This is a genomic window from Paenibacillus sp. MER TA 81-3 (genome assembly GCF_023713585.1).
Lineage (GTDB): Bacteria > Bacillota > Bacilli > Paenibacillales > Paenibacillaceae > Paenibacillus_B > Paenibacillus_B profundus.
Genome location: NZ_JAMAWB010000022.1, coordinates 25,626 through 43,919, shown reverse-complemented (window position 1 = coordinate 43,919; position 18,294 = coordinate 25,626). Strand labels below are relative to the sequence as shown.

The window sequence follows — 18,294 nt, the reverse complement described above, 5'->3', positions numbered from 1 at the left end:
CCTCCTAAATATTCACGCCGCGCGCTTTGAGTCCATTGATTAAGGAAGCAGCCATATCGCCGCCGTCTTTTGGGCCGAAGGCTCCCGTAATGGCTACGTGCAAATTCTGAATCGTCGTGCCGGCATGCGTGGTGTTTTGCTGCTGCGTGAAGCTTGGCAGCTTCATGTTCCGAATGGAATCGACTACATTTCTAGTAATATCAACCACCTTCAATAAATTGAAGGAATCGGATTGATTCAAAATGATTTCTTTCTCGTGGGCGAGCAGGAACTTGCCGTTGTTGCCTCCCCAAGGGGGAGTCATGCCGCCTGACTTCGCGGAGAACGGCTTCATATTTTTTAACTGATCATAAGATTGATCCGGGAAATTGTATTTGTTGCGATAATCGTTGTTTAATTTGCGCAGCTTATTGATTTCTTCTTTGATATGAACGATGTCAATCGAATTGGGAGCGGTTCGTTGCAGCTGGATCACTTGCTTGGTCAAGGATTCGGCGCGCTGCTTATTGGCAAGGTACTCCTTCCAGCTTCTCTGCTTGTCAGCATCTTCGGTCTGCTTGCCTCCGCCTGCTTGTCCCGGCACACCGGAGCTGCCGGAAGGCGCTTTGCCGGACGAATCGACAGTATCGCGATACTCCTGCGTATTTTTATAATCCTGCTCAAAGCCGTATCTCATATTGTCAGCTATTTTCTTGCCGAACAGCTCGCTTTGTCCTTCGAGATAAGTAAAGAACGAATCATATTTCGATTGAATCTCGTCCAAGGCCGTATATACGGCGACTTTATCTTCGCTGAGCAGGGACTGCTTCATGTCATAGAAGTATTTTTCATCTTCTAGAATTTGCTTATAATGACGCTCGACTTTGCGTTTCTCCTGATCAAGCTTGTCCAGTGTGTCCTCGTGCTGCTTATCTGCGAGCTCTCTTTCTTTCTCGATCGTTCGTCTCCGGTCTTCGAGCTGATCGGAGAGGCCTTCTTTGACGAGCTCGCGCTCGCGATCGAGCTTGAACTTGTCGATTTCTTCATTTTTGGAATCGAGCTGCTCTTGCAGCGCTTTTTTCTTTGCTTTTGCTTCAAAGGAATTGTCCAGCGCCAACACATTGATTTTGTCGGTGATGTCCTGCCGTTCCTTCATCAATTTATTGAACTGCGCTTCGTAATCCTCTTCCGCATTGGCCCGATCCAGCGACTTCAGCTGAGCGTTAATGATGTCTTCGTATCGTTTTAGCTCGTCATCTAAATGTTTGACTTTATTGTTATGACGCTCATTTTCGACTCGTATTTCTTCTTCAATCGCTTGCTCCCGCAGCTCTTTTTCTTTCTGGAGCATTTTCTTGTAATTCTCGATGATGCTGTCAGCCCGATCGGATCTGGCTTTCCATTCCGCATTGTTCATATCGGCGATTTTCTTCAATACGGTGCGCTGATATTCATTGAGAGCATCAAGCTTGGCTTGGGTACGGCTCTTTTCCGTGATGGATTGGCTCTGATTTAATTTCCGCGTCAATTCCGCGGTTTGCGATTCAATGGATTGTGCAGCTTGGGTGTAAACGGAAGCAATGGCCTCGTCGATGTCTTTGGCCGCTTGCTGCTTCTCGGGCGTGTCCAATGAGCCCAACAGGCTTTTCTGGAATTCCAGCTCTTTAATTTGATCCTCGAACCCGGAGATGAGGGCGTCCGCTTGTTTTTTTCCGAGGTCCTCAGATTGAGCGACTACCTCCTCATACTTATTGTTTTGAGCATCCAGCAAAGTCTTCAGGTATATTTCCGCAGCCCGTTTCTGTGCATCCGTAGACTTGCTGCTTCGGATAAATTGCTGGGTTTTATAGATTTCATCATTGATTTGCTTTCGCTCGTTGACGATGTTCTGAACAATCTCTTCCGTATACTTAGCCAACAGCTCTTTTTCTTTCGTGGTGTTGATTTCACCTAGCATGGCGATTTTATGCTTGGACTTGGCTTGTTTATGTTCGCTGGTGCTTTGAATTCGTTCCAGGCCTTTGCCGAATGTGTCCGCTATGCCCATGACCGCTTGGTTCAATTTTGAATCTGTGTCATTGATTTGCTGGGGAAGATTGAGATATTGTTCGACAAAGGATTCGATCGTTTGGATAGAATGGCCTTGAATGGTTTCCGTGCCGCTGTTGGCGATGGATTCCAGCTTTTTGCCGACGTTCTCGATGACATCGCCGTTCTTATCAAGCAGCCCGGCCTTGCCAAGGACGCCTCTTAGTTCTTGCTGCTGTTTGACATGCGAGTTTTTTAGATGATCTAAGGCTTTCGTAAGATTGTTGTAGAGCGTCAGTCTATTTTTGAGTACTTTGTCGTAATCTTTACCGGAGGCGTTGGCTTCATCCTGCTTCTGTTGGTTTTTGTCCAGCGCCGCATTTGCTTTATTGACGGCGTCCTCTAATTTGTTTATTTTGAGACGGGACTCATAGGCAGCCTTGTCTTTGCTGCTGGAGGAGGAGCCGGACGAAGATGAGTTTTTCACGCCGAACAACCGATCTTTCATAGTTTGCTCTAGGTCATTAATGGTCTCTAAGTTTTTACCGTAATTTATTAAATCTTCTTTTGTTTTTTCCGCTTGCCGATTTTTTTCTTCGAAAATTTGTTTTGCATGTTCAGGTAAATGATTATAAATATTGGACGGTATATCGATAGTGGGTATGTCTGCTGCTTCCAATCTTGCAGTTGCAAGATCCTTGATGCTTGACAACTCGATTCCATAGTTCCTCAGTCTTGATTGCAGTTCAGTATGTAGAGTACCTGTGATTCCGCGTTCTGCCATGAGGGAGTCTCTGAGAAGATCTAACTTTTTTTGGCGAACGCTTTCTACTGCTGACTCCTCAATCGTCCATCCGTCTCCCATTTTACTTACCTCGCCGGCAAGCTCAGGGTATTTTTTCAATAGATCCGTTACGGCTTCAGCTGATAACTTTTGCCCTCGTTCTAAGTCATACAAGGTTTGATTCAAATATTTCAATTCGTTTTCTGTACTGTTGACGGTCTGCTGCAGATCTCTGCTTGCTGCATCTAACTCTTTTTGTTGATTTGTGATGGTTGAAAAGCTCACTTGTTTCACTATTTGTTCAAATAGGCCAAGCTCTTTGCTAGTTAACTCAATTGGGTGAGGAAGTTCTAAAAATGAATCTTTTAATTTATCGATATTATCGGGACTTGTTGAATTGAATACATCAAAAATACGGGTTAATTCTTCCTTAGTAAAATCGTAATTTTTTTCTGCAGATACAGCAGCTAATGCATCGAACAAGCTTCTCGTAGTGTCGCCGACTTTTTTTCCTTCTTGCTCCAAGTTGTCGATATGTCTTGCGAAAGAAGCTTTATTCGCTTGTTCTACTTTTTGAAATGCTTGATCGAATTCAGTGCTTGTATCGACATAATATTCGCGGGCTTCATTGAATGCTTTTGCAAGTTCCTCGACATAGCTTTGAATTTCTGCTTTATCCTTTTGGGGATCAAGAGTTTTATCGATTCGAACTCCCGTTTTTCTACTGTATTTCAATTCTAATGGTTCATTATTTTCTACTTTGTTGAGAATATTAAGATAATTTTGTTCGGCATTATTGTATCTTTTTTCGGCGGATTCTTTTTTAGCCGCTTTATCAGCCACATCTTTATCAATATTTTTTTTATCTTGGCGATATTCGAGATCTGCTTTCTCTCTTTCGGCTTTAATCTCTTTGTCCAATAAGGAGATGCGTTGCTGGATGAGTTCATTGTTGCTTGCATAGGCGCCGGATTGTCCGTCAATTGACTTGATTGTGAGTCCAAATTTGGTTTGCAGCTCATTTTCAATGGAAGCAAGCTTATTTTTTTCTTGAACATTCAAATTTTCAGATCGTGCAAGCTCTTCATATTGTTGCGATAAGGCTTTTAAATGATCAAAGTCACTCGATTTTTGGGCAGCTCGCTCAAAGGAATCATTTAGCCCGTCCATGCTGTCTTTTGTATCCGATGTTTTATTGATGAACCATTCTAGTACTGTACCGGCAGCAGCAAAAAGTAAACCAATGCCGGTTGAGGCAGCCAACCCTTTAAGTCCAATCTTCAAGGAATTGATAGCTGCCGACAGTCCTCTGACGCCCGTGCTTGCCGCTGCGGCTGCTGGAGCCACGCCAAAAAGCCCTGCAATCGTTATGGCGTTCGTCGCAATAAAGCTTTTAAAACCTGCGTTTAACATATGCAAAGCCGCTACTGTTGTCCCAAGCACGATTGGCAGCACGCCGAAGTGTTCGGTCAACCATGAGAAGACGTCGCCGAGCGCACTTGCCGCGCTAATCAACTGTATAAGCGAATCTGTAATGACGGCATCGCCCATTTTGAGAGCAAGCTCTTCCCATGCCGTCTTCATCGTATTGATTCTGGCTTCCAGGGACTGCATATAGATACCGTTTTGCTTTATGGCGGCTCCTCTGGAATGGAGGGAGGATTCCGTCGCATCCAAGGCCGTCTCATAATTATTCATCAAAGCAAGAAAGCTTGTTAATTCATCTTTTCCTGCCAGCGTCACGGCAATGTTCTGCTGCGTGGCGGCAGATAATGACGACCATTTCGCAGATAGCTCTTCTAAAATGGCGCTTGCCGTTTTAGCTTGACCGCTGCTCTCTTTGAAGGATATCCCAATATTGCTCAGTTCTGCCGCCGCATCGCTTGATGACATCAGATTGGAATAAATAGTGCGGATGGAATCGCCGACCGCCGCACCCGTCTCATGGGTAACCGTCATGATGGCGGTACTGTGGCCAATCAGCTCGTCCAAGGATACGCCGTATGATTTAGCCGTATATGCAGCCTTGTTTAACGCATCGGCGAGGTCGCTCGTCGTCACGTGATAGCGGTTGTCCACATCGGCGAGCTTATCGATAATGGTTATTCCTTTACTCGCTTCGATGTTGAACGCGGACATGGCCGTAGTAAGGGTTTGTACGGATTGGTCGGGAGTCAAATCGCTAATATTTTGAGTGACGACGGATGTTTTGGCTAACTCAAGCGCGTCTTGTTCCGAATAGCCTTTCTTGGCAAAGTTGCTTGTCGCTGCATTCAGATCGGTGATGGAGCGGCCCAACTCTTTTGCGGAATTTATATTTTTAGACAGCAAGCCGTCGAAGTCCGTGCTTTCGTTCATGACAAGCTTCAACTGCGTCATTTGCTTGTCAACTTCAATAATCGTGTTTGCCGTGAGTTGCAGCAGGCGGAGAGGCGTTTTCAGCCTTTCCAGAGCTGTCGACCATAAATTGGTCTTCTTCTCGGCGGATTGCAGTTGATCCTGGAAAGCGGCCGCGCTTGCCGTTGTGACGATCTTGCCAAGCTCCAGGCTATTATATTGGGACGTTAGGTTTTTGAGCATGCGAGAATGCTCTTTCGATTCCTGATTAAGCTTATGAAATGAAGCTGTAATTGACTGAATTAATTTCGATGGATTTTTGTCGATGATTAGTTTTACTTTACTAAGCTTGGGATGCTTCTCGATCTTTTTGATTGCCTTATTGATCTCTTCAACTGTCTTCGTAATATTCAAGGAACCGGTCAGCAGAGTTAAATCGGTTTTCATGGCTTCCACTCCTTTCCTTCATGATGAGCGCATGCGCATTCGTCAGCATGCTCATTCACTTTCTTGGGTGTCGTGCTCCTCCGCGATGGGGTGGGAGAGCAGGTAGCGGATTTCATACATCGCATCCTGCTGAGAGAAGCCTTCGACCGGCGTTCGGTTCAGAAATTGCAAAATGTTGCTGACGATGTTGTCCGACAATTCATATTTAGGCATAAACGTTCACTCCTTTACTAAGCGGTCTCTGTATGTTTTTTCGTATCTGTGTGTTCGCTGTTCCATTTTTCAAGCTCCCGATCGATCGCTTGGTTGAATACGCCGAGAGCGGCATCCAATTCCTCGAACAGCATGTGCAGCTCATCGATTTCAAAAGCATCCAAAATCTTTTCGGTATAGTCGCCATCATTGAGCAAATGAAGCATCTCCATATATTGCTCAAAGGTTTCAGCATCGGTCTTCAGCGACGTAAAGTACTTGATGGCCAGCATCGTTTCGAGGCCCAGAATCAGGCCGGCATCAAATGGCTGCTTGGTTGTCAATGCTTCGGTCAAGATGCGCAAAAGCTCTGCTTTGAGCTTGTTTTTCCGGGAAGGGCGAAATACGGTCTCGACATCGACCTTCGTGTTGTTGTCGAACACGACTTGTTTTTTAGGTTTGTATTTTTCATTGGTTTCTTTTTTTACCTGGGTCAAGGTGAGATTTTTGAGTTGTGCCATGTCGGATTCCTCCTTATTAAAATGAAATAGGGGAGGAAGAATACTCCCCTAAATAAAAGCGAAACGGATTCAACTGGGACAGAAGCGGAACGAACGCCTCCCAATCTTCCCCCCCAATGTGACATCCATTGGATTCTGTGCAGTGAAAGCAGCATGGAGACCGCTTAAGATTAAGTTCCATTGGAATATGTCCAATGCGATTCATTGCTTTTGCACTTATTCCGGTGTATGCACAGAAAAATAGTCAAATCCATTGGATCAAATCCAATTAACAGGCCGCTTAGCCGCGCAAACCCAACTTTCTGCTGCACATTTTCCAGTGGATCCGTCTCTTGGGCTGTTCCAGCAGTTCCACCTTTTAGGCGTTCCAGTGGAACCGCCTCTTAGGCATCTCCAGCGGGCCGCTTTTCAGGCCGCTTCAGTAGATCTGCCTCCTGAAGCCGCAGTGTCGATTAATCCTCGTAAATGACCATATCTGCCAGCGTGTCCACGCCATTTACCTTCGCAGGGAAAATATCAAACACGAGGGACAGCGAGCTAGGATCACCAGTAGGGCTCATCGTCAGGGTGAAGTTCGGCTGGAGTTTCGCCTTGTAATAAGTCATTTGCATCGGAACCATTTCGCCGCTCACTTCATCGGCATAGAGTGTATCGCCGACGATTTTCACATATTTCGGGAACGACTTCGCGTTAAAGGACAATTTATGAGCAGTCGTCGCCTGGAATTGATAATATACTTCCACTTCTTGACCTACAGCCACGGTGGAAGTGTCAGCAAGCTTCACTTCGGCAGAGGTTACCGACGCCACGTCTTGAGGGGAGCCTGTAACGCCGTTAGTAAACTCGAATACGCTAACCGCTTTATTTCCGCCAACTGGAGTTTTGCTCAGCTTGATTTTCTTGCCGTTCGATCCGTCACTCTCAACCAGAACGATTTCACGCTTGTAGATGCTTTGCGGGCCGTTCGTAATTTCATCGCCTGCCAGCAAGGCGAGATGCTGCATCGTAAAGATTTGCGTTTCCAGCGTAAGCGTAGCGCCCTTATCGCCATTCCATGCAATTCGGCGCGGGTTGCCGCTTCCGCCGCGTGCGTATACCGTTTCACCCGTCCATTCATTTTGTGCGGACGTGGCGTAGTCCATATATAAGATCGGCGCGTTTGTTGCGTAATCAATAATTTGTGTGTCCAAAATTTCGCGGGAACCGTATTTTCCTAATGTCATAGTGTAAATCCTCCTAATATGTCTGTTTAATTTTAAAAAAACTATAATTTGCTTTTAACAATCCATTCAGGCAATTGGTCATTTTCTTTCATGTAACCATTCGCCCAGACGGGCAGCATGCGGTTGTGGCTTTCCTTCAGACCGATTCGTTCGAACTGCTCGTACGCTTGATAGACGGTCAGTCGGCCGACATTAAATACATTGATATCGTTGCCTTCTGCACTGCAGAGGATGGACAAAATGTCTTTCAGTTCTAAGGCATTTTGCTCCGCATCATTGTATTTCCTTCTGGCCCTTTTCAACTTCTCGAACATGATTTTAGCTTTATTATTTTTTGGTTTTAATTCAGCTTTAGCCTCACTGACCTGGCCATTCAGCTCTTGAATGACACGGGAACAGAAACGATAGTTTTCTTTCGTAAGAAAAGGCCTGCCATCAACAACAAATTGCCGCGTTGCGCTATCGAACTGCACGTCATCCTTTGTAAAGAAGGATAGGGCATTGCATAGATAGGCCTTCGTTGTCTCTTCAAGCGTCAACAATTCATAGTCATCTGCAGATTCGATTATCGAATATCTGTCATCATCGATGCGAAACACATCTTTAAAAATTTTTTCTTTATCAAAAGAACAAAACAGCAGATAAATGTAATAGTTATGCTCGCCGACCTCGGCAATGTCATCAATTAGAGGAGAGTAGAGGCGGATTCCATGATCCAATGACACGGGTCTTCCGAGAAAAGCTGCTAGCCGGTTAATATGCATGTTGATCCCTCAATGAATGCTTATTATGTAGTGCATAGCTCATAAGTATCGTCTTTATACAATGAAGTTCATTGCGCACCACTCCGTTTCTAATATTTTAATTATGTATATTTTGCTTTTAATAATCAGATACGCCGCCTCTCTCATCCTCTCACTATATATAGAGGCATTGGAGGAAAAATGACCACTTTTCCATTTTAAAATTTTTCAGGTGTCTATAAGAGCCCCTTTTTACGCTTTGTTATGTATCTGTTATACGACACGCAATAGGTTTTCGATATTTTATCAGCGATGCTCTGTACCATTCGTTTCACTTGTCGCATATTGGCTTTGTTGGAATAGGTCTGCTGCACATGTTCGGTGGCGCGTCTGATGATTTCCGTCTTCGGATTTATCGTAAAGGTCATCAGCTTACACCGCTTTTCATGATCGGTCAGCTTGTCATCCGTTAAAATATCATTGGTCTTCTCATGATGGATGTAGGACATATTCATCCGATACGACTCACTTTGCTGCAGCAGGATATTCAGAACATCTCTTTCCTTTGGCTTTAAGTTGGTAATTGTAGCTAATTCCTTAACCTCCCTTAGTATTTCATATAAGTCTTCATCAACACGGCCGACATATTTTGAGCTCAGTTCAAAATAATGCAGCAAAATACCTTGAATATGTTCTCCCTTTTTAAAATCAATTTTATTGTCGCTTACTGAAGTATAATGGTCTTCGTCAAAATAACCGGTATCCTCATCCCATACATAGACGGAGGTGCCGCTCGATTCAAATGAAAAAACGCCGCGCAACTTTTCTCTAACAATAAACATTTCGTACTTTAATTCTCCAAGCAGCTTCCTCATTTTTCGTGCTTTGACATCGTTCAATGGCTGATTATTGGCAGCTGCTGTAGCTGTTGCCTGCAGTTGTTTCTCTAAATGATGAATATTCAGCATGATTTGTTGGAGCGGCGCATACTTCTCGATATCTTTTTTTGAAACCTTTCTATCTTCCTGTTGTCTTTTCTCGGATTTTCGTTTGATTAACATCTCTTGAATGCTGTGCTCTTGGAGGGGCAGCTTCGATTCTGGAACGTTCTCAAATACGAGCGCTTCTCTATATTTATTTGTCGATTTTCTATGCTCAGATAGAGTAGGATATTCATTTTTTATATTATTGCACTTGCCAGAAAGCACATCTTGTTGGTGCGGTTCGTCCCGGAAATCCGTAAATAAAATATAGTCGGCTATTTTGGATAAGCACTCGGAAAATTCATCATTTTCACATAAGAAATCATTATTTGTTTTTATATGTCTGTTTGAGAACTGCTTGGTTTGAATGTAGCTATGGAGCCATGATTGCTTGCGCAACACCTCTTCACACCATGCGACGCGTTCATCGCCATACTGCAAGGAATAATCAAGCTGCTGAAATAGTTGATAGAGCAAATCTTTTAAGCCTTCGTTTTTGATATCATATAGTATATATTTCTCTTCCATGTTCAATCGCCTCCTGGAGTCGTTTCGTACAATCATTTTACAGCATAACTCCAAGAAAAACAAACATATGTTCGCATTTGGTGATATATAGTTCTCACTTATATGAGCGTATGCTATTATATCCACGAAGAGTGTGGACTTGAAAGGAGAAGGGATAATGACGGAGGAATTATTATTATTCGATACGTTGCCTTCCTTATTTGCGGACATTATTAAAAATAAAGAACAACAAAGAGAGATTGATAACCTATTAGTAGAGAGACATTGCTTTCCAAGAAGCTTGTTTATTGAAATGTTAGCGAATTATGAAGTCATTCATAGCTTGTCAGAGGAAGAATTATGTGTGCTTACCTTAGCTTTGTACGAAGTAACCGGCAATGAGCAGGCTGCTCCCGCCCATTTTTATAGTAAGAGAGAAATAGCGAAAGCGGCTAAATATGAACGTCAAAGCAAGGACGACATTACGTTGCCTTATACGATGGAAGGGGTAATCGCAGCCCCATCGGGAAGAGACTTTGTCACGATGCTGTCTTATCAGGAGATTCGACGATTATGGAATTCCAAGGTGATTACGTACAATTTGCAAGCGCAACGATTGTCAAAGAATAAGCTGCTGAAGGACGGTACTATAACCGAAAAACCGGATATCAATTTGAAAAGTGTAAAAAATATTACACGCTTGATGCTTGAAGGGAAATATAAGGCGGATACCCTGCTTATCAATATATTAGTTGATGGACATGATCGCGTTGCATACGAAGCTGGCAGCTTAACCGTTTATGAAGGAACGACAGTCAATCTGATCGATGGGATGCACCGCGTCCAAGCGATATTGAACGTCCTTGAGGAAGAACCGGATTATGAAGGGATAATGAATGTAGCGATTAAATATTATCCGCTAAGCGAGGCACAATTTCTTCTTGGACAGATCAATACGGTCAATCGTTTTGACAAGACGCTAGTTAAGCATTATATGGCCGAGAGCATCGGTGCACAGGTCGCTAAAGATCTGATGCTGCTTCCGGAATTGAAAAAAAGAATATCTATTAAGACTTCAATCGATAAGAAGATGGATTACCTTACCAACTTTGCGGTCCTGTCTGAATCAATCGATCATATTTTCGAGCCTCAAAATAACAAAGATCGGTATGATATTACCGAAGTATTAAAGAAGTTTTTTGGCTACTTGATTCCCGCTTTTGAAGCAGAATTTGTAACCAATATGCAGGAAACGACGAAAAAAAGCTGGATTAATCATCATAATACATTTGTCGGGTTTATCGTCGTAGCCAAAAAATTGTACGACACGTATGGAAAAGATTATCCGGTCGATGAAATTGTTCGTATAATTGGAAGCATCGATTTATCTCGTGATGGCTCGCCATTCGATGAGCTGATGACGACACAAGGAAAAGTAAATTCCAACAAAGTAAAGCGTCAGATTAAACAGTTTTTTGAGCAAAAAGTTGAGGAATTCATGTAAATCAAGCTTTCTGGGGGTGTGGAACAATGGCCAATATCGTTTATGAAAATAAGTTTTACAATGAAGAAGTGAAGCGCAGGTTCATGCAGGAGTACGCCGCAGGCACCCAAAAAATAATAGCCAGACTGTTTAAAGTGTCTCAGACGCTCGAAAATGATGTAAACAAGGATCTGTATGACTTTAATCGCGAACAACTAAGACGCTTATTTTATTTGTACTTGCCCAAGACAGTGTACTCAAGCCGAGCCAACGTGACATGGGTGTCGAAATATATAGATTGGGCGATAGACGAAGGTCTGGCACATGGTCTCAATCCATTAGATGGGGTAGCGAAAGAGTGGAAAGAGCAGTTTGTTATCAAAGGGATAAAGAAGTATTGGACGGATCAAGAAATCGATAAAATTATTTTAAAATGCGTCAATGCCCAGGATGCCGTCATCGTCAGCTTATTGTTCAACGGCGTCCGCGGCGTTGCGAATAGCGAGCTGCTGAATTTAAAGAGCGAAGATGTGGATGCAACGAGCAATCAGCTGACACTGTTAGACGATAAAGGCAACCGCAGAACGATTGCCGTCAGCGAGCAATGCATTGATTTATGTGTGAAAGCGCTGCGAGAAAGTGAATACGAAAAGAAAAACGGGAATCCAAGCATCGATATTAAAGCTCCGACAGCATGGTTGGTCGAAAATAATTATGTCATAAAATCTTCTCACACCAGAACAGAGCATTTTAATGAGGCCGAAAAAAATATTATTCACCGCAGACTATCTAACATTGCCAAAGAAATTAAGGAACCGAGCTTCACGCCAATGAATATTCGCTACTCGGGGATGCTGGCGATGGCCAAAAATTTATACGCACAGTTCGAACGACTGGAACGAAGCGAATATAAGTTGATCATGAAGCAATTCAATGAAGAATCAGAACAGAGCGGTTATCGCATTCGAAATGAATTTTTGAATCTTCCTAAGCTTAGAGAGCTATATAAGTGTAACGAAAAGTAGGCGGAAAACAATATTGCCAAACTTATAGAGCGGCAAAAAACTATAAGATTATTTTAAAAAAATGTTGTGATAATAAACAGGTTGCTGTAATCCGCCATCATAAATGCCCCTTATACTAGAAATATAGAGGTTGTTCAACAAGTTCCATGGTCTTTTTGAACACGCATATAGCAGACAGAGGGGGGTTCTTGAATGGCAGCATGTCCAATGGTAAAGGAAGAATGGGGAAGCAAGCGAGATTATTTTTTATTGTGGTTAATTGAAGCTTGCGGCCTATGTACGGAAGGAAGCACGTTTCGTGCAATAGAGGAGGCCATCCAAGCTGAACAAGATGTTGACGATTGGCATCGTTTTTTTAGTGGAGATGTGGATGCGCTAGAGGAAGCTACAGACGATTATATTGGTTGGAAACGCAGTAACTATTCTGAAATTGAATTTATATTTGATTATTATAAAAATCGCATAACCGCCTTGGAAAAGCTGTTCCGTAAAAAGTGTTCAAGCTGGGAATTAGTGAAGCTCGATCAAAAAATAGTTCGCGGTGAGTTGTCTCCTTCCAGAGTATACAACATCTGTATCCATGACGAATGGTATAATTCGCTGAGTAAAATAGTACGAGCAAAATGGTGAGAGGCTGACAGCAAGCTTCTTCCTGACATTATAAAAGTAAAATATACATAAAATGAAGAGGTGATTCCTGTGGTCCCGAATTATGAGAAAACGATTAAGCGCGTATTGATTCCGCAATACAAATGGCATCAAGTGGAGGAGGAAGGACGCACCAAATTGGTCAAAACGAAAGAATTGCAGTCTGATGAATATGGGAGACCTAAGATTGGCGGAGTAGTCGAAGATCGGATGTTTCAATTTCAACATTTTTTATATGATTTTGAAAAGTATGGCGGGGCAGAAACAGATTATCAACGGAAAAAACAATATATGGCCCAATACGATTGGTCCAATCCTTCCTAGTGGAGTTGAACCGATGAATCATACCAATATCGATCCGAACGAGACTGCGTTCTTCATATCACTAGATTCGGAACAAACGTTAGCGTTATACCAATTGGTTTGCATGTGCTTCGAACAGGCACATCATATGCAATCGGATTTTGCGTTAACAACGTCCGAATACAAGTTGCTGGGCTCTCTATTAGCGAGAATGGAGCAAGCTGATTTTCCAGTCGTTCCACTTCGAAACTGCAAATATATGTATTGAAAACGAATGAGAATCCATGGAAATTTGCTGTAATAACTGTGGTAATTGATGTAAAGGCGTGTTTTATGCGCGATTATATGGTTTAATGTAAAGATGTGTTCGGCAGAATCTCCTCTGAATGGACAAGCCTGATATATTCTGGAGAACATGATAAGGAGTTGGATATGGCTAAAATAGTTCTCTCTATCTTGAGCGCATTGGTGTTGATTACTCCCCCGGCTCGGGAAGAAACGAACAAGGTAGCGCTGTTGTTGGAAAAATGGAGGGCAAGCAAAGCAATTGTCGTCGATATTTCACGTTCGTTTATTAAGGACAGATCTGCAGTCGTGCAAGCTAGCGAGGGGGTCAAGGCGGAACAGATAAAAACAAAAGAAGTATCCGTCCTCGGAGTGAGCGATAACCGTCGTCCGAATATCCCATCCGTCACATTGTCCGATGAAGTTCTGGATATCATCTGGAAGGAAACGAGCGCGGAAGGTATTAACTATTACACGTTCCTGGCGCTCATCAAAGCGGAAAGCAACTTCGACGCCAAAACCGTCTATCATAACGATAACGGTACGACCGATTACGGCTTGGTGCAGATGAATTCACGGAACATCGGCAGATTGGCGAAGGAAATTCACGTCAGCAATCTGGACGTATTCAATCCGGACCACAATATCCGGCTTGGCATTGAAGAGCTGATTGAATGCAGGGAATATTGGGAAGACACGTATCAGGGCGAAAAGCTGGAGAAAGCGATGCTGCTCGCATATAATCGCGGCCGGGCAGGCTCGGAGCGATGGATCAACAATAAAGGCACGATCGACAGCTCTTATACGAAAAAAGTGATGAAGTATAAGAAACATTTTGAGCGGGAAGCAGCAAAGCACTCGTAGTCAGAGCAACATGGATTACTAGGGATTAAAAGATGAGCCGTACTGGTGTCAACGATTACCGTAATGGGAAAGAGGCAAGCAGTGAGCGCAAAAGCTCACTTGATAACAATCGTACTTATTATTGAAGTTTACTATGAAGCACTTATGAAGCATTCTATTAACTCCGAATATATATCCTCCCATTCTCATTACGCCTCTTATTAATATGTATTACGAGAGCTCGATAAATCCCGTGCGCAACCCTGTCAGAGATGACCTATTAGAACGGCAGCAGGAACATCTCGGTGTCCGATCCGTTCCGAAAGGTGTATTTTCGCAATGCATCATTCTAAGGGAGAGGCAGTTAGCCCCTCCCTTATAATGACAAATATTCCCTGTTTTAATCGTCCCATTCGACTTTCAATACATTTCCTGTTGTTGCAGAGACATCGACTTGGGCTTCCTTTCCCTTGCCTGTCCGTATATCCACCTCGTATACATAGCTGCCGTCATCCTCGTCCAGTTCGACTTCCTTCACAGTACCGGCTGCCTCGGCAAGCGCGATCCGTTTTGCCTGCTCCTTGTTGATTTTCACTTGGGTAACGTTAGGTTTGGAATGGGAATCAGCACAATCCTCATGGTCCTCGTCATCGTGGTGCTGCCACACCTTTCCAGATTCTGCATCCACGTAAACGTCAGTCTTATCGTTGTCATAATCGAATTGGTAGACGAGCCGTCCGTCCTTTATTTCAAGCTCGATTTCTTCAATAGTGCCTGCATATGCTTGCAGGGCAAGCTTCTTCGCTTGCTCTTTGCTTATTTTCGCCTGATGCTGTGATTGGCTTCCGTCTTTGGTGCTCCACGGTTGGGCCGTAACGGCAGCTGCTCCTCCCAACGTCAATGCTCCAGCCAATGATAGGATAATGATCTTTTTCATGTTTGTGACCTCCTAATTTGGTTTAACTTAGCTTCATCATAGGTCGTCAACATGAGAAGAACACGATAACAAGATTAAAATTTGATGAGAGACAGTAATGCGATGACGAATGACCTCACGGGATGCTTCATGATCAAAAGGGAGATTTTTGACCAACCTTAAGTTAGTCTTCCCATGAGATGGACAGCACCTCTCCTGTGTAAGCATGAACCTCTATCTTTACCTCCTCTTTTTTATACGTAATGATTTCCACTTCGTAGAGAAGGGTATCGTCGTCGTCCTCCAGTTCAACCGAGTGCACTGTGCCTTTCACTTTAGCGATCGCGATTTTTTTTGCTTGTTCGGCGCTAATTTTCGGCTGTAATGTTGGCTTGTCTTCTGACGTGCCGCCAGCATCTTCGACTTCTGACATATACACGACGTCACCGGTGTCCGCACTCACTTCGACGATCGCTTTGCCGTGATTTTTGGTTTGGATGGTGACCACATATACTTCCTTGCCGTTGCGCTTGCTCTTTTTCACTTCCGTCACGTCACCTTGTGACTTCGAGAGCGCAATGCGCTCCGCCTGTTCTTCCGTCACAACCGGCTTAGGAGCGACATCGGGAGCCGGAGTGTTGTCAGTGACATTGCTGCGGGACGCTGCTACATGAACAATATTTCCTGTCACCGCATCGGCCTGAATGTCGTAGGCACCATTCGACGACTTCAAAAGCATGGTATATACAGCGTGTCCTTTGCCGCCACTCAATTCCAGCTTCGTCACTTTTCCGGGGTAGACGGCTTCGACCTTTGTCTTGATCTCTTGTTCGGACAGCAAAGATGGCCGCTGATTAAATACCAGGCAGGCTATCCCCGCAATCAAGAGGATGGCTGCGATGACACCGCCGAATGCAATGCGCTTGTTTCGATTCATTTTAGTAACCACCTCATCGCAGTGTCTTCACTGGAATCCTTACCATGAAGCTTGTTCCTGCGCCTTCTATGCTGTTCACGTCAATCGTTCCTGCATGGGCGTCGACGATTTGCTTCGCAATCGATAAGCCTAGCCCTGTGCCGCCGGTTTCCCGGCTGCGGGCTTTGTCCACCCGGTAGAACCGATCGAAGATGTGCGGGATGTCTTCTTGTGGAATACCAATCCCGCGGTCATTGACGCTGAAAAACGCACCAGCATCATCGCAGCCCATGTGCAGCTCGATAGGGGACTTGCTGTATTTCAACGCGTTATCAAGCAGGATGAACATCAATTGCTTCATCATCTGTTCATCGACGAAGGCACCTACCTCGCGCTCTTCACTGTACAACGTAATCGGACGGTCATGCACCGCCTGCATCAGCCTAACCACATCTTCGCCAAGCTGCAGCAAATCCGCCTGAGACAACTCAACGGCCTGCTCCATATCATGCCGGGCAAGCGAGAGCAGTTGGTTCGCCATCTCCTTCATCCGGACGGATTCGGAGTAGATCGCCTCGACGGACTCTTCCAGCACCTCTGGCTTGTTCATTCCCCAACGCTTCAGCATACGCGCATAGCTCTCGATGACGGTGAGCGGGGTCTTCAACTCGTGGGAGGCGTCAGAGACGAACTGCTGCTGCTTCTCGAAGTTGTTCTTCAAAATGTCAATCATGCTGTTGAACGTGTTGCCCAATTGAACCAATTCATCGTTTGCGCTGCCGGTGAGCTCAAGCTTTTTGAAAACTCCGTTGCGTCTAATTTCTGACATGGTCGCATTTAAAGAGTGTATCGGACGCAAGATGACATTGCTAAGCATTTTACCGGCAATAAAGGAAGGGATGAGCACGACGAGCGATGCGGCAATTAAGACGGCGAGCAGCAGCTTCATATTTTGTTGGGCCGATGCCAGGCTTTCCGTTACTTCCAGGGCGGCGATGCTGCCGTCACTCCAAATGATCGGGAAATACGACTTTGCGATGAGAGTGCCCTTCAATTTGGACAACTCTGTCGTTTGCGCGCTCTTATAGGTCGGAGCAATGCCCGCGAATTCCGGCTCCTTCGTCACCGTCACGATAGAACGCCCATCCTCCTTAATGACGCGAATCATGCCAGACGATGGCAAGTATGCGCGCAGCAATTCGGCAGCCGGGATTGCAAGCTTGGAAGGCTTCATGGCTTCGGCGATGCTCTGGGTGCGCATTGCAATCCGATCTAGCTCTTCATTCGTTATCATGCGATTGAAAAGGAAATAGATAGACGTGTTAATAATAAGGACGATGAATAGCATTCCTACCGTCGAGAACAACTGAATCTTGTGTTTGAGATTCATTGGAAGCTACTCCTTCAGCACATATCCCACGCCTCGCACGGTATGAATGAGCGGGGGAGTATAATCATAATCCATTTTTTTGCGCAAATATCGGATATACACGTCCACCACATTCGTATCGCCCACGAAATCGTATCCCCACACATTGCTCAAAATTTGTTCCCGGTTTAACACTTGGTTGGCATGCATCATCAGGAACTTGAGCAGATCGAATTCGCGTGCCGTCAGCTCGATGGGGACGAGATGACGTGTAACTGTGCGGGATTTCTCATCCAGCGCAAGATCGGCGATTTCCAGCAAACCTTCATTCCCATCGTTGCCTTGCTGCAGCTGTTGCCTAGTGCGAAGACACGCCCGGATTCGAGCAAGCAGCTCCTCGATCTGGAACGGCTTCGTAATATAATCGTTCGCGCCCATGTCGAGACCGCTCACTTTGTCCGGAACAGAGTCCCTTGCCGTCAGCAGAATGACCGGCGTCATATCTTCAGCTGCCCGAATGCGGCGCAGCACCTCGAGACCGTTGAGCCCAGGCAGCATCACATCCAGCAGAACGAGATCCCATTGCTGCTCATTATATTTTCGAAGTCCCTCGGTGCCGGAATGTTCGATGTCCGCCGTGTAGCCTTCATACTCCAGCTCCAGCTTGATTACGCGCGCTATTTTTACTTCGTCTTCAATAATTAAGATGTGTCCATTGTTCATCGTTGCATCTCCCGGAATATATCGTATGGGTCTATATTG

Annotated in this window: 16 protein-coding genes; 6 read left to right on the top strand and 10 right to left on the bottom strand. The window is 44.6% G+C overall.

The genetic code is table 11. The annotated features are described in order from the left end of the window. Positions 1–4 precede the first annotated feature (4 nt). The 6 genes from M3650_RS24940 to M3650_RS24915 all read right to left on the bottom strand — a co-directional run bounded on the left by M3650_RS24940 (position 5) and on the right by M3650_RS24915 (position 9,765). Complete coding sequence (locus M3650_RS24940) at positions 5–5,575, bottom strand: phage tail tape measure protein (protein WP_251578752.1); 5,571 nt, start codon at positions 5,573–5,575, stop codon at positions 5–7. Between the two features lie 51 nt (positions 5,576–5,626). Further along, positions 5,627–5,788, bottom strand: a complete 162-nt coding sequence (locus tag M3650_RS24935; RefSeq protein WP_019420059.1) for a hypothetical protein — start codon at positions 5,786–5,788, stop codon at positions 5,627–5,629. A 17-nt stretch (positions 5,789–5,805) separates the two neighbouring features. Next, a complete protein-coding gene (locus tag M3650_RS24930) occupies positions 5,806–6,288 on the bottom strand; it encodes a hypothetical protein (RefSeq protein ID WP_251578751.1) in 483 nt (160 codons plus the stop codon). Between the two features lie 452 nt (positions 6,289–6,740). After that, entirely contained in the window at positions 6,741–7,511 is a 771-nt protein-coding gene (locus M3650_RS24925; RefSeq protein WP_251578750.1) for a hypothetical protein, read from the bottom strand. A gap of 41 nt (positions 7,512–7,552) precedes the next feature. Then, positions 7,553–8,275, bottom strand: coding sequence for a hypothetical protein (locus tag M3650_RS24920; RefSeq protein ID WP_251578749.1), 723 nt, complete (start codon positions 8,273–8,275; stop codon positions 7,553–7,555). Positions 8,276–8,490: 215 nt separating this feature from the next. Then, positions 8,491–9,765 carry a hypothetical protein gene (locus tag M3650_RS24915; protein ID WP_251578748.1) on the bottom strand — a complete coding sequence of 425 codons (1,275 nt, stop codon included), beginning with the start codon at positions 9,763–9,765 and terminating at the stop codon, positions 8,491–8,493. Positions 9,766–9,922: 157 nt separating this feature from the next. Here M3650_RS24915 and M3650_RS24910 point away from each other — a divergent pair, with 157 nt between their 5' ends. From M3650_RS24910 to M3650_RS24885, 6 genes are all read left to right on the top strand, one after another. Next, positions 9,923–11,248, top strand: a complete 1,326-nt coding sequence (locus M3650_RS24910; RefSeq protein WP_251578747.1) for a DNA sulfur modification protein DndB — start codon at positions 9,923–9,925, stop codon at positions 11,246–11,248. Between the two features lie 26 nt (positions 11,249–11,274). Then, positions 11,275–12,252, top strand: a complete 978-nt coding sequence (locus M3650_RS24905; RefSeq protein ID WP_251578746.1) for a phage lytic cycle repressor MrpR family protein — start codon at positions 11,275–11,277, stop codon at positions 12,250–12,252. Between the two features lie 192 nt (positions 12,253–12,444). Then, the gene (locus M3650_RS24900; RefSeq protein ID WP_251578745.1) at positions 12,445–12,882 is read left to right on the top strand and encodes a hypothetical protein; all 438 of its coding nucleotides are present in this window, start codon (positions 12,445–12,447) and stop codon (positions 12,880–12,882) included. Positions 12,883–12,951: 69 nt separating this feature from the next. Then, on the top strand, positions 12,952–13,224 hold the full coding sequence (locus M3650_RS24895) for a hypothetical protein (RefSeq protein ID WP_251578744.1): 273 nt from the start codon (positions 12,952–12,954) through the stop codon (positions 13,222–13,224). A 13-nt stretch (positions 13,225–13,237) separates the two neighbouring features. Further along, positions 13,238–13,471 carry a hypothetical protein gene (locus M3650_RS24890; protein WP_251578743.1) on the top strand — a complete coding sequence of 78 codons (234 nt, stop codon included), beginning with the start codon at positions 13,238–13,240 and terminating at the stop codon, positions 13,469–13,471. A gap of 164 nt (positions 13,472–13,635) precedes the next feature. Next, positions 13,636–14,352 (top strand): transglycosylase SLT domain-containing protein, encoded by a 717-nt coding sequence (locus M3650_RS24885; RefSeq protein ID WP_251578742.1) that lies wholly within the window; start codon positions 13,636–13,638, stop codon positions 14,350–14,352. A 379-nt stretch (positions 14,353–14,731) separates the two neighbouring features. On the opposite strand, the gene M3650_RS24880 is transcribed toward M3650_RS24885, so the two are convergent. From M3650_RS24880 to M3650_RS24865, 4 genes are all read right to left on the bottom strand, one after another. After that, on the bottom strand, positions 14,732–15,268 hold the full coding sequence (locus M3650_RS24880) for a PepSY domain-containing protein (RefSeq protein ID WP_251578741.1): 537 nt from the start codon (positions 15,266–15,268) through the stop codon (positions 14,732–14,734). 163 nt (positions 15,269–15,431) lie between these two features. Continuing rightward, positions 15,432–16,184: a PepSY domain-containing protein gene (locus tag M3650_RS24875; RefSeq protein WP_251578740.1), complete on the bottom strand. Its 753-nt coding sequence runs from the start codon at positions 16,182–16,184 to the stop codon at positions 15,432–15,434. A 13-nt stretch (positions 16,185–16,197) separates the two neighbouring features. Then, positions 16,198–17,553 (bottom strand): sensor histidine kinase, encoded by a 1,356-nt coding sequence (locus M3650_RS24870; protein ID WP_251578739.1) that lies wholly within the window; start codon positions 17,551–17,553, stop codon positions 16,198–16,200. Positions 17,554–17,559: 6 nt separating this feature from the next. Then, the gene (locus M3650_RS24865) at positions 17,560–18,255 is read right to left on the bottom strand and encodes a response regulator transcription factor (protein WP_251578738.1); all 696 of its coding nucleotides are present in this window, start codon (positions 18,253–18,255) and stop codon (positions 17,560–17,562) included. Positions 18,256–18,294 lie beyond the last annotated feature (39 nt).